This window comes from uncultured Kordia sp. (genome assembly GCF_947496985.1).
Classification (GTDB): domain Bacteria; phylum Bacteroidota; class Bacteroidia; order Flavobacteriales; family Flavobacteriaceae; genus Kordia.
The window spans coordinates 70817-83278 of the sequence record NZ_CANMEZ010000007.1 but is presented as its reverse complement, the minus strand read 5'-3'; the positions used below and the strand labels follow the sequence as shown (position 1 = coordinate 83278).

The 12462-nt window shown below is 32.1% G+C and carries 12 protein-coding genes; 4 read left to right on the top strand and 8 right to left on the bottom strand.

Going from position 1 to position 12462, the window contains the following annotated elements; genetic code table 11:
- The first annotated feature begins 123 nt into the window (after positions 1-123).
- The 4 genes from Q0828_RS17210 (at position 124) to Q0828_RS17195 (ending at position 3919) form a co-directional block, all read left to right on the top strand.
- The gene (locus Q0828_RS17210) at positions 124-723 is read left to right on the top strand and encodes a methyltransferase domain-containing protein (RefSeq protein ID WP_298423928.1); all 600 of its coding nucleotides are present in this window, start codon (positions 124-126) and stop codon (positions 721-723) included.
- 222 nt (positions 724-945) lie between these two features.
- Positions 946-2208, top strand: a complete 1263-nt coding sequence (locus Q0828_RS17205; RefSeq protein WP_298423925.1) for a hypothetical protein — start codon at positions 946-948, stop codon at positions 2206-2208.
- Positions 2209-2528: 320 nt separating this feature from the next.
- The gene (locus tag Q0828_RS17200; RefSeq protein ID WP_298423922.1) at positions 2529-3341 is read left to right on the top strand and encodes a DUF6503 family protein; all 813 of its coding nucleotides are present in this window, start codon (positions 2529-2531) and stop codon (positions 3339-3341) included.
- A 2-nt stretch (positions 3342-3343) separates the two neighbouring features.
- Complete coding sequence (locus Q0828_RS17195; RefSeq protein WP_298423920.1) at positions 3344-3919, top strand: DUF2911 domain-containing protein; 576 nt, start codon at positions 3344-3346, stop codon at positions 3917-3919.
- Positions 3920-4003: 84 nt separating this feature from the next.
- Here the strand turns inward: Q0828_RS17195 and Q0828_RS17190 are convergent, their stop codons facing one another.
- From Q0828_RS17190 to Q0828_RS17155, 8 genes are all read right to left on the bottom strand, one after another.
- Positions 4004-4840, bottom strand: a complete 837-nt coding sequence (locus Q0828_RS17190; RefSeq protein WP_298423917.1) for a DMT family transporter — start codon at positions 4838-4840, stop codon at positions 4004-4006.
- A 77-nt stretch (positions 4841-4917) separates the two neighbouring features.
- Positions 4918-5691, bottom strand: coding sequence for an N-acetylmuramoyl-L-alanine amidase (locus Q0828_RS17185; protein WP_298423914.1), 774 nt, complete (start codon positions 5689-5691; stop codon positions 4918-4920).
- A gap of 39 nt (positions 5692-5730) precedes the next feature.
- Positions 5731-6450, bottom strand: a complete 720-nt coding sequence (locus Q0828_RS17180; RefSeq protein WP_298423911.1) for a DUF4157 domain-containing protein — start codon at positions 6448-6450, stop codon at positions 5731-5733.
- Between the two features lie 5 nt (positions 6451-6455).
- Positions 6456-6986 (bottom strand): hypothetical protein, encoded by a 531-nt coding sequence (locus Q0828_RS17175; RefSeq protein WP_298423908.1) that lies wholly within the window; start codon positions 6984-6986, stop codon positions 6456-6458.
- A 13-nt stretch (positions 6987-6999) separates the two neighbouring features.
- Positions 7000-8352, bottom strand: coding sequence for an ATP-binding protein (locus Q0828_RS17170; RefSeq protein WP_298423905.1), 1353 nt, complete (start codon positions 8350-8352; stop codon positions 7000-7002).
- Positions 8342-9262 (bottom strand): hypothetical protein, encoded by a 921-nt coding sequence (locus Q0828_RS17165; RefSeq protein ID WP_298423902.1) that lies wholly within the window; start codon positions 9260-9262, stop codon positions 8342-8344. Before Q0828_RS17165 ends, Q0828_RS17170 begins: the two co-directional genes overlap by 11 nt.
- A 45-nt stretch (positions 9263-9307) precedes the next feature.
- A complete protein-coding gene (locus tag Q0828_RS17160; protein ID WP_298423899.1) occupies positions 9308-10174 on the bottom strand; it encodes a hypothetical protein in 867 nt (288 codons plus the stop codon).
- 5 nt (positions 10175-10179) lie between these two features.
- The gene (locus tag Q0828_RS17155) at positions 10180-12423 is read right to left on the bottom strand and encodes a hypothetical protein (RefSeq protein WP_298423896.1); all 2244 of its coding nucleotides are present in this window, start codon (positions 12421-12423) and stop codon (positions 10180-10182) included.
- Positions 12424-12462: the final 39 nt, after the last annotated feature.

The window sequence follows — 12462 nt, the reverse complement described above, 5'->3', positions numbered from 1 at the left end:
ACTTTACATATATAATAAGCAGTTTTTTAATTACTCTTTAAACCCTTGTTTCTTTTAGAAGAAGCAAGGGTTTTTTAGTAAAACTCAAATTCTTTTCAGAACTTTACACTTAAAATTATTTGTATGAATTCTGATGCTATAAAAGAATATTGGTCACAACGTTATAAAGACAAACGTACAGGTTGGGATATTGGTTCGCCATCAACTCCTTTAAAAGAATATATTGATCAATTAACAGATAAAAATCTTAAGATTTTAATTCCAGGTGCCGGGAATGCGTATGAAGCGGAATACCTAATTCAACAAGGTTTTACAAACGTATATATATTGGATATTTCCGAAATTCCATTGCAAGAATTCAAACAACGAAATCCTAAATTTCCTGATGACAATTTAGTGTGTGAAGACTTCTTTGCACATACAGGAAGCTATGATTTAGTTTTAGAACAAACATTTTTTTGCTCATTTCCACCCTTACCAGAAACGCGAAAAAAGTATGCAAAACACATGGAAGAATTACTTAGTGTAAATGGAAAATTAGTAGGTTTATGGTTTAATTTTGAATTGACTGATGATGGGGAAGAACGCCCATATGGTGGTAGTAAGGAAGAATATTTAAGTTATTTTGAACCCTATTTTACAGTGAAAACTTTTGAAAAAGCACACAATTCCATTGCTCCACGAGCAGGAGACGAACTCTTCGGAATTTTTGTGAAATTATAAAGTAAGTTTGCTTATTAATAGTCTTTTCTATTGTATAAATGACTAATCTGAGTCGTTAAATATTTACTAATAACTTTGATTTTCTAGAAGATTGCTTTAGTTTTAAAAATGAATCTTAGATACTGAAAATCATTGGTTTCTTATTGTAGAAAACTTTGATGATGCTGTTTTTAGAAAATAAAAATATAGCACGGTTCAAGTATTTTTTATATACAATAGCGAATGAATAACTTGAAGGACTTACATATTGAGAAAGAACTATTACCATTGTTCGATTATTCTCTAAACATGTTTGCAAAAAAGAAAATTGCAGCTATTCTAAACAGACCTTTACAGTCAACAGAAGCAATTATTGAACGTCAAAACATCTTAAAAGGATTTAGTGCAAATCAAAGAATTCTAAAACACTATTCTTATACTGTTTTATATGTAAATGAAGTTCATTTTTTTCTGTTGAATGAAAAAATAGAAGACTTATCACAAAAGAAGTTAAAGTATAGATTGTTTGCTTCCAAACAGGAAAAAATTGGGTATATCAGTAAGTTTAATCAATTGATATTATTTTTTCATCGCTTGGAATCAAAGTATTTTACACGATTAAATCTAGAGAATTTTCCAGAAGTATATCGTTCAAATATAAAAGAAATACTTGCTTTTTTCTCAAATTTTGAACTTGGTAAACACGAATATATTGTTAGAGAAAAGCAATTAAAAGACACACATGTTATTGCATTAACAGAGAAAATTAACGAACTTAGAAGTAACGGTTCTGTACTTTCATTTTGGGAAAATTTCTTTGAATTTGAAGCATACTTATCCATAAACACAAGCATTTTACGAAACAACTTTACTTTTCCAATACTCACAAAAAAAAAGATTCAACTCACGGATTTTTATCATCCATTAATTGAAAATCCTGTAAAAAACAATTTTGAAGCCTTAAGCAATGTAATTGTATTAAACGGACCTAACATGTCTGGGAAATCTACTTTTTTAAAAGCAGTAGGACTGTGCATTTATTTTGGGCATCTTGGAATTGGAATTCCGGCAACTATGGGCGCAATTCCCTTTTTTAATCACTTCTCCATCGAAATTAATAGAAGAGATGATATTCTTAATGGATATAGTCATTTTATGACGGAAATAGTAAATCTTAAAACAGTAGTGAAACATGCTTCTAGCGGGAAACGCTGTTTTGCTATTTTTGATGAACTTTTCAGTGGAACGAATCTAGAAGATGCTTTTGAAATTTGTAAAACCACTATCAACGGATTGAGCAAATTTGAAAATTCCCTGTTTTTAATTTCTACACATATACAAGAACTCAAAAGTGTTTCCAATGAGCATATTTCTAACTATTATATAGATTGTGAGCTTATAGAGAATAAGCCAACATTTACCTATAAATTGAAAAAAGGTTGGTCAGATATTAAAGTTGGAAGAATTTTATTTGAAAAAGAAGGACTAAACGAATTGTTGAAATGATGTAAAAACCGCTAGTTCTTTTATCTTTTACACTATATGCTAAACTTGATTCAATGTCTCATTATATTATTAGACTTATGCTGATATTAATTTGAAGATTTAAAAATGTAGTTATTACTTAATTCTTGTCGCGAATTCACAAGTATTTCTTCGTGTTTTAAACCAATAGACACATAAGAAATACACGTATTGAATGGCAAAATGATTTTTAAAATCATCTAAATTCTAAAGGACACATGTTAAATTATGTTAAAATTAGAAAGGACTTGTAATTAATACGACAAAGGTTAAAATCAGATTTGAAGATCAAAACAGATTTCATGAAACCTACACACTTATTTTTAGCTTTTGTATTGATTATCAGCTTCATTGCTTGTGATACAAAAGAAAAATCTACTACTACTGCAGAAACAACAACACCTGTTGTAACTAATGCAGAAACAAAAACGGTTAAAACCGTAGACAAAGCCACAAAAACTTTACAAGAAACTATCAAGGCACATGGTGGAGCATTATACGATCAGGCGAATTATGAGTTTATTTTCCGTGATAAAAAATACAGTTTTAAAAACGATGGAAATTCATACGTATATGAAGTAGAAAGTACGAAAGATGGTAAAACAACACACGATGTTTTAGATAACGGGAAACTTTCGAGAACCATTGATAATAAGTCAATTGAGCTATCTGAAAAGAAGATTGCAAGTGCTACAGGAGCTGTGAATTCTGTAATTTATTTTGCAACATTACCACACAAATTGAATGATGCCGCTGTAAATAAATCATTTGTGGAAGAAACTGTAATCAAAGGTCAAAAATATGATGTTTTAAAAGTTACTTTCAACCAAGAAGGCGGCGGTGAAGATTTTGATGATGAATATCATTATTGGATCAATCAAAAGACAAAAAAGATTGATTATTTAGCGTATAATTACCAAGTAAATGGTGGTGGCGTTCGTTTTAGAAGTGCTTATAATGTTCGTGTAGTTGACGGCATTACATTTCAAGATTACATCAATTATAAAGCGCCAGTAGGAACACCATTAAAGGACTTACCAGCATTATACGAAAAAGAAGAATTAAAAGAACTATCAAAAATAGAAACCCAGAAAATAATTAACTTAAAAAACTAGACATGAAAAAAATTATGATGATGCTTGCGTTTTTCGCAGTAGTAAGTACAGTAAATGCACAGGATTTCCCTAAAGTAGATAAAAGTCCAACAGATATTGCACATTATCCAACCAATGCTGCAAAAAGAGCATTCGCAAAATCTGATGCTCAGAAGAAAGCATTAGAACCAAAAATCAGAGTTATCTATGCACGTCCATTTAAAAAAGGAAGAGAAGTTTTTGGAAGCTTATTAGAGTTTGGAAAAGCATGGAGAGTAGGAGCTAACGAATCTACGGAAGTGTTATTTATGACAGACGTACTAGTTGGTGATACAAAAGTAAAAGCAGGTCGTTACTCAGTAATTATTATTCCAAATAAAGATTCTTGGACGTTAAAAATTAACACTGATAATGATGGATGGGGAAATTACTCGTATGATGCTTCAAAAGACGTAGCAAGTATTACAGTTCCTACACAAAAAAGTAAAAAAGAAATAGAGCAATTATCAGTTGTTTTATATGAAAAAAGTAAAAACGTAGTTCATTTAAAAATTGGATGGGACACAACAGTTGCCGAGTTTCCAATTACATTACAATAATAATTCAATTATTTAGTTTAGATTTTCAATTGAATGTAAAAGCACTTGTACTTTGTATGAGTGCTTTTCTTATTTGATAAAAAATTACTTTGAAGTCTTCGTATATGTATTCAACGTTAATCCAATTACAATTAAAACAATTCCTAAAACGCTCCAAATTGTATACGATTCGTTAAACCAAGTTAGTCCAATCAGCATTGTAAAAATAACTTCAATATATTTTAAAGGTGCAGCTTTGTTGGTTTCTGCAAGTTGAAATGCCTTTGTCATGTATAGCTGCCCAATATACCCAAAAACACCTAAACTAAGCAGTAAAGCCCATTCCCAACCTATTGGTGTTTTCCAATACGGAATACACAAAATTCCACCAACCAAGGTAGCAACCATCATAAAATAGTTAACCACAACTACTGGATGATCGCTAGTTCCAATTTTTCGAATAATGATGAAAACCAATCCGCTAAAAAATGATGAAATAATCACTAAAAGTAATCCTGTTGTGCCAATTTGTGTATCAAAGCCTTTTAAAACAAGTACGCCACAAAACGCTACTAAGAAAAATAACCATTGAATCGGTTTTATCTTTTCTTTCAGAATAAACAAAGCAAAAATAGCTGCAAAAATAGGAGAGATGTAACGTAATGAAACGGCTGATCCTATGGGCAAATATTTTAATGACATAAAAAATAATGACATCGATGTTACCCCAAAAATTCCACGAATAATGAGTAGCGTTCTTTTATTTCCATAGATAGAAATCTTATGCTTTAGCAAAAAAGGAATCGTAAAAGCCAAGGTTCCAATTGACCTGAAAAACACAATTTGATATGCATTAAAACTACCTAAGTATTTTACAATAGCATTCAAAAAAGCAAACGCTAATGCGCTAATTACCATAAATTGAATTGCCTTTTTGAGCATGAATTTTTTCTTTAAGAATTCATGCAAAAGTATGCTAAATCACGCTATAAAAAGTGATGGTTTTTTAAAAAATGAAATTATTTTTTTACACCATTTATAACTCTTTCCCAATCAAATGCAGGACCAATGTCCCATTTTCCAGAAGTTCTATAATTTACATGTGATGTAATCCCTTTAAAATTGGGTAATTCCCTTTCAATACCTGTTATATACCTTTTATCTTCTGGTAAAAATGCTCTTGGAATATCATATTCAGCAGTTAAATAACGAAGCAAACTTATCAGGCTTTTGTATTGTTTATCTGAAAATGTAGCATAATACTCTTGTCCTCTAAATGGTGTGTCTAATTTTGTATAATAATATGTTTCATCTAATGTACAATAATCGTCTTTATCACTATAAATAGTCACCAATTGATCGCCTTTCTTTTTTAGATATCCAATATTAGAAATTTCAATAGCAATTGTTCTTTTGCAACCAGTTTTGTTTCCTCCAACGGCTCCTTTCCCAAGATGATATGACCAATACGCAGACGACCACATATTTAGTGTTTTTCCATTTCTGGGAATGATAAAAGCGGTAGATACATGATTATTTGGTGTTGATAAAGCCGCGACATCACCTCTTAAAAATCCAGCTGTAAAATGCAGTACAATTTGTGTTTTGGTATTTCTTTCTTGATAATAAAACGAAGAATCGCCATTTTTCAATCTACAATTTACATAGTCCATCACTTCATTAGTTCCTTTAATGGGAACAGACATTTCTGTTAAATTGAATGCTTTTCCGTGTGAATCTCTTCCTGTTTCAAAGAAATCACTTTCATGATTTGATATACTAGTTGCTTGCATTTTACTTGGTTTTTAATGGTTAAAATTTTAATACACTATTTAGACAGCTATTCCGCCTCCAGCTCCTCCAGGTGGTGGTCCGCCACCATTTCTGCGTCTTTCATCATCTTCTCTTTTTTGTTGTAATCGTGCTATTTCTTCTTTTCTTTTTGCCGCACGCTTTCCATCCTTTTTAGCTCTTTTTTTAGCATGTTGCTTACTTTTTACATTTCCATGTCCAGGATCTTTACGCGCCATTCCTGTCCCAGAAGCTTTTTTAGGGTGCTTTTTTCTACCCAATTGTGCTACTTCTTGCAGTTGTGTTGTTTCATTTGAAACAGCTTTTTGTTGTATGGCTTTTGCACCCATAACATCAGCTTCTTTTTCTAAACCAGGATTGTCATTAATTGCTACGCCATTTTTTTTGACGGTTGGTTTTACACGTCCTTGCTTTTGTTGTACTACATGCCAAGCTTCATGTGGTAAATGTTTTTCTTGCCCAGAAGCTACATGAATATTAGTTCCTTGTGCATAGGCATGTGCATTGAGTTGTGAAGGTTTGGATGAATTGTAATGTACTTTTACATCGTCTAAAGAATGACCAGAAATTCCTTCCATACCAGATTTTAAATTATCGGGTAAACCAGTATTGTTTTTCTTTTTTTGTATAGTTGATACTGAACGATTGTCTTTCAATGCTACAACATCATTTTTGGTGTCTGCAATATGATTGGCAGCACTTTTTTGTTGTAAAGTCTTTTGTTGTTTTTTTTGATACATAATTTTCAAGATATTCGTTGGTTTTTTCTTTTAACAGCTACAAGTACAGGGCTTTTTCCACCAGCATAATCTAAGGCTGAACAAAAATTATCATTGTGTAAATAATCTTCTAACCGTGCTAAACGAGGATCATAATACGGTAGATTTACTTCTCGTCCCATAATAATACTTTTTATATAATCGTCAGTAAATGGATATGGTGTAAAAATGTATGCGTACGAACCTGTTTTTAGAGAATCTGCAATTTTGTAATTTCCATATGTGTTTTTTCGTTGATAATATGCTTCAATTTCAAAGGCAACTTGACGGAAAAAATTATTCAACGTTTCTTCAATGTTTATGTTTCTACTAAAACCTATCAAAAACACACATTGATTTTTTATTAAATAGCCTATCACAAGCAATTCTCCACTTTCAATACAATGATTAAGTGCATCAGCAACTATAATATTCCGTGTTACTTCAGGAATAGGATTACTCCAAGAATTCATGACAAATATTCTTGAGAATTCTCCAGTTTGTATTTTTTGTTGCATATTCATTGTTTCATTACAATAAAGTCATTGTTTTGTTTAATTTTTTAAACTCTCTTCGGATTCCATCAAGTAATTCTTGTTTTTGTACAACCGTATCGTTTCGTTGAATTGCTGCCAATGCACAATAACGAAGCACATTTATAATAGCGCCACCAGCCAATTCATATTTTTCAGCAATTTGATATAGATTAATATCAGGAGCTAAAGTACAGGTGTCTGAAAATGCTTTTTTCCAAAGTATGATACGTTCATTTACAGATGGCATTTTAAAATTAATTGTAGATTGAAATCTTCTTGAAAATGCTTCATCCATATTTGCTTTTAAGTTAGAAGCCAAGATGATAAATCCTGGAAAATCTTCTATACGTTGCAATAAGTATGAAGTTTGTTGATTGGCATGACGATCATTGGATGAGTTTGCTTGCGTACGTTTTCCGAATAATGCATCCGCTTCATCAAAAAATAGAATCCAGTTCTGATATGCTGCACTGTCAAATATGCGTGATAGATTTTTTTCTGTTTCACCAATATATTTAGAAACAATCATAGAAAGATCAACACGATAGACATCCATTCCTAAGTTTTTTCCCAAAAGGGAAACTGTTAAGGTTTTTCCAGTACCTGGCGGACCGTAAAATAAAGCTCTGTATCCTGGTTTTAGTCGTTTGGACAATCCCCAATCCTTCATGAGCGTATCTTTGTGGGTTAACCATGTCTGCAATTCCGTAATTTGATCCATAATACTAGGGTTCAATACGACATCTTCCCACTCTAAATTGGTTGTTATTTTTTGTGCAGGAAAGCTAACACTGTGTTGTAACGCTCGCTTTTCTCCAGTTATGAAATAGTGTAACCATCTATAATTAATACTTAGTATTCCATTGAGTTTTGGCAAGTAACTTTCTGTATTTTCTACGTCTAATACCTGTTCTTTTTGAAATACATGATCGCTATCGAAAAAAGAAAGTACCTCAATATGCCATTCAGGATTTAATACTGCTAATAAAAACAACAAAGTTTGTCCTGTGGGTAAAAAACCGCTGTGACCTTTGTCTATAATGCCTCCAAATTCGGTAAACCCGCGATTATATATTTTATTCTGACCGAAAAAAATATCTAAAGTTTCTGGACGAATATGCGGAGTAATAGCAAGTATAAGCGCCAATCGTTCAAGCGTATTTAAGTTCCAATCTTTAATGGTATTTGTATACGGAGTATCTACTTCTTCAATATCAGGTACTTCTAATTCTGTCCAATGTGCATCCACACCTTCATGTTGTAAATAGTTCCCTATTACTTGATTGATGACATTTTGTAGCCAATCAATTTCTTGATGAATTGCAAATATGTATTCATTAGTTTCCATAATCTATGAATAGTTTTTCTACATCGTCAAGGTTTGTATTTGTCCATGCAAAATATTGTAATGCTGTATTTGGATTGAGCTGATTAGCCTGAAGCATATCTAATACTGAAGCTTGTGCATTTATCGTAACAGGCGAAGTAAATGTATTGTCATGATAAAAATCATAGTCATAAAAAGTGGCTGCCCACGGAGCAATTCCTGTTCTATCAGCGATTAATTGACTGATAAAAGTTTCTAGTTTTTGTGGTTGTACGATGAGTTTTTTTGCTTTAAAAAAACTAGGTTTCTTTTTATCTTCTCTGTGATAAAATTCAATGTCTCTTGCTTGAATTGTTCTTGAATCGGAATGACCAAAAAGATCGACCAATCCAAAGTTTTCCGTTTCTGTAGCAATTTCCAATTCGGCTTTGTCCGAGCCTGCAATGGCTAATGTCCAATTTTTAGCAGTTGCTGTTTCTGTAACAATGTATACTTCTCTAAATGAGTAGATAATTTGTGTCATTTTAATGATAAGCTCTTGTTGAAAATCACTCCAATTAGCAAATTTTACGGATTCGGGAGCTTCTGCTTTAAAAAAGAAACTTCCAAATCCGTCAAATGTGAGTAGTTGTTTGCTAAACTCAAAATCTCCTTCAATAGCGTTGTGCCCACTATCTCTACCTGAATAGGCTTTTGAGACACCTTCGTTAAAGTTCCAACTAGCAGGATTGAGTTTGATTCCATCATCAAAGACGACATCTTCGACGTTGACAATAGAATTTCTGAAAATATTCCCTAAAACAATGATTTCTCCATTTTTTATCTGGAAAAAATCGCCTGGATACATATGTTGATTTAACGGTTTTGCTGGAATAAAACCATTAGTTTTGTTATAAAAACTTTTATAGAATTTTTTAGATACGTTATCCATAGTGTATTTGTTTTGAGATAATTATTGTTTCTAAGGTGCTGAAAATTAAGATGCTAATGCTGCTGCGTTTGCTGCCGCCAATCCAGATTCTAATGAAGCTAGTTTTACTTGAGAATTACTCAACGAAGCTTTTGCACTATTTAATTGACTCGATGTATCATTTGCAGCTGTCAATACTTCATCATACATAGCGCTTGCAATTGTATATGCTTCGTAAAGGTAGCTTTTGATAGACGTATTTTTAAGGTCTGTTGTAGAGGCTGAGTTGATACTTGCATTGTCAGGTTTCTCTAATGCTACATCTCCTTCTGTAAGTAGCTTATAAAGTTTATCTATTTGCTCATTTTCTAATTCTACAGCCGCAACAGATTCAGAAGTTGTCGCCTGAGAAGCAAATACAGATTCTAAAGCCACTAAAGTTAATGCTACGGCATTATTAGCATCAGTTTGTGCTTGTGTAACTAAGGAGATTAATTCATCTGAAATTAGCGGATTTGTCGCTTTTTTACGAATTACTAGGTTCGCTAGTTTGTTCACAATTTCAGCAGCATAAATTAATTTGTTTATCAATGAGTTTGCTTGTTCTGCAGTTTCTCTGATATCTCCATTTGCTTTTGAGGTTTCATTTACTACAATTTCAGAGTTATGTAGTAAGTTTTTAGCATTGTCTACTACTGTGTCTACCGCATCTTTATTGCTAAGTGATTGATCTTTATTTGTTTTTGCAGTAGCAAGTTCGGCATTAAGTTTATCTAATTTCTGCGTTAAAGAATTTACAATTGCTTCGTATTCTTCAACAGTGCCTTGTGCATTGAGCACTTCTTGTGTAAGGCGATCTAATTCTTGTTTTTTTCTTTCGGTTACACCATATCGTGTGCTTATCGATTCTCTATATAAAGTGTCTATATTCATGAGTTCTATTTTTTACATTTTTGTGGTTGACTGTTTACTAATTCATTTGCAGCTTCGTACGTGTTACTTTGATTTGCCGCGATATACGTAAAAGGATTAGTTTTACCAAAGTTAGAAAGTGTGTTTTTGAACATTTTCTCTTGTGTTTCAGTAGTATCACTTACGACCAATACAGCAGGAATGTATGAGTTACTACCAATTAAACGATTTCCAAAATTGTCAGTAGTTTCTGCAGCAAATTCCATGCTTACTGTAAATGGAGTATAACCAGCTAAAACCAATACGAAATCACTCATGAGTGCTTCATTTTTAAGAAGCGTTTCTAACTTCTTCTCTGCTTTAATTATTTCTTTAAGAATTTTTACAAAGTCTACACATAATACAAGAATTGACTTTCCGCCAATGAAATCTTTGATAAATTTCTTAATAGTGCTTTCTAATTTTTTAGCATCTCCATCCTTCGATTCTTTACTAAGTATTGGATATTTTTTTAGAAAGTATTCAGAAAAAGAAATTGCTGCTACATTACCATCGGTATAACTTCCAGCGGGTATTTGTTCTGCAATTGTGGTGTTGAAGAAAAAGCCTGGTTTTGCTTTGTACTCATCGTTTGCTTTTCTTTGCTTTTCTGCTTCTTTTAGTTTTATTTCAAGTTTTGTTATTTCAGCTTTGTTGTGCGCTATTTTAGCATCAATACCTTTTGTATCAACATCTTTAGCACCACTATCATTTGATTTTTTACCTTTCAAGTAGTCATTTTGCTGCTGTAAATCATGAATTTCATAGTTATAATTAGCAATTTCCTCATCGAATTCAATCCCTTTTTCTATATGTTGTAAATCAGCTGCTGTCAATAATCCATCAATTAATTCGCAGTTATCAGGTAAAAATATACAACGGTATCCTACATTAATTTTAGTTTTTGCAGGTTTGTTAAATTCAAAATCAAATTCAAGTTTTTGTAAGATATCAAACTCTAATTTTTGAGGAGCACTATTAATTGGCGCAACACTTATTGAATCAAAACTAGGTCTGTTAAGTGTATGCTTCATCGTAAACATCATAGATGCAGCTGATAGGTAATCATCAAACGTATTGATAGATTTTTTATACTCAGTTGTAAACACTGTCAATACAAATATTACATAATCGTCTCCTAATTTGAATTCGTTTCCATCAGAGTCATGTAATACTTTTACTTCACCTAGTTCTGTTCCTTTTGGTTGAGAAATATAAATGGTTTGTGATATTCTACCATTTCGAGCATCAGAAGGATCAATTTTCACATATGATAGTGTAGATCCATTATTAACAATTGTTTCTGCATTATTAATCGTAAATGTTTGCCTTTGACTTTCTTTTACAAGCATTACATAATAGCTGTCTACAGGACTTTTTGTTGCTGTACTTTTATCATCTGTAGTATTGGCTTCTAAGTGGAAAGGGTTTTTGTATATATTAAAGGAAGCCGTAAATTTTTGATGTGCAATACTTGGAAGTACGGTCAAATCTAAGTTTAATTGGGAATTACTCAATTTGTAAGCATCTCGTGTAGCTCTATAAGAAACACTTAAATCTTCTAGTTGACCTTCTGCCTTTTTTTCTTCAGTACTAGTTGTAGCAACTTCAGATGTTTCTGTTTGAACCAACGTATTTGTAGCTTCTAACTCACCAGATACTACTGCTAATAAATCCTTTACAGATGTATCAGTTACCGTTGCTTTATCTACTAAAGTTTTTGTGCTTACTTCTGAAATACTTGCAGATGATTCCATACTTTTTTGCGATGCTACTTCGGCTACGTACGCAGTATTGTCCATCAATATGGCAGCGTTTTTAGCTTGATCGTAAATTTCAGTACCAAAATCACCAGCACTCACAATACTTAAAATACTTCCAGTATCACTACTTAGCTTTACAATAGCATTGGTTGCTATTTGCATGTTTGAAGCGGCTACAGAAGTATTAGTAACTGATTTATCAGTATATGTTTTTGCATTATTAGCAGAAGCTAATACATTGGTAGAAATATCGCTATCTACCGTTGCTTGTCCATTTACTTTTTGTTCATATTCATATTTTTCAGAAGTAACTTCTAGTTTTTCTGAAGCTGTAATTCGTGCACCTTGTGCATAGTAAAGCGAAAACATAGACGCATCTTGTTTTGCCTTTACTTTTTGTAATTCTAATTCTTGTGCGTTTAATGAGGAAACAACACTAGAATGTAGATTGTCATTGTAAGAACTCATAAATTTTATTTTTTGGTTTATTAATAATTTTTAACCTTA

What these genes read in the sequence shown, in the direction of transcription:
- Q0828_RS17210 (WP_298423928.1), top strand. Translation starts at nt 124, where the DNA reads ATGAATTCTGATGCTATAAAAGAATATTGGTCACAACGTTATAAAGAC.
- Q0828_RS17205 (WP_298423925.1), top strand. Translation starts at nt 946, where the DNA reads ATGAATAACTTGAAGGACTTACATATTGAGAAAGAACTATTACCATTG.
- Q0828_RS17200 (WP_298423922.1), top strand. Translation starts at nt 2,529, where the DNA reads ATGAAACCTACACACTTATTTTTAGCTTTTGTATTGATTATCAGCTTC.
- Q0828_RS17195 (WP_298423920.1), top strand. Translation starts at nt 3,344, where the DNA reads ATGAAAAAAATTATGATGATGCTTGCGTTTTTCGCAGTAGTAAGTACA.
- Q0828_RS17190 (WP_298423917.1), bottom strand. Translation starts at nt 4,840, where the DNA reads ATGCTCAAAAAGGCAATTCAATTTATGGTAATTAGCGCATTAGCGTTT.
- Q0828_RS17185 (WP_298423914.1), bottom strand. Translation starts at nt 5,691, where the DNA reads ATGCAAGCAACTAGTATATCAAATCATGAAAGTGATTTCTTTGAAACA.
- Q0828_RS17180 (WP_298423911.1), bottom strand. Translation starts at nt 6,450, where the DNA reads ATGTATCAAAAAAAACAACAAAAGACTTTACAACAAAAAAGTGCTGCC.
- Q0828_RS17175 (WP_298423908.1), bottom strand. Translation starts at nt 6,986, where the DNA reads ATGCAACAAAAAATACAAACTGGAGAATTCTCAAGAATATTTGTCATG.
- Q0828_RS17170 (WP_298423905.1), bottom strand. Translation starts at nt 8,352, where the DNA reads ATGGAAACTAATGAATACATATTTGCAATTCATCAAGAAATTGATTGG.
- Q0828_RS17165 (WP_298423902.1), bottom strand. Translation starts at nt 9,262, where the DNA reads ATGGATAACGTATCTAAAAAATTCTATAAAAGTTTTTATAACAAAACT.
- Q0828_RS17160 (WP_298423899.1), bottom strand. Translation starts at nt 10,174, where the DNA reads ATGAATATAGACACTTTATATAGAGAATCGATAAGCACACGATATGGT.
- Q0828_RS17155 (WP_298423896.1), bottom strand. Translation starts at nt 12,423, where the DNA reads ATGAGTTCTTACAATGACAATCTACATTCTAGTGTTGTTTCCTCATTA.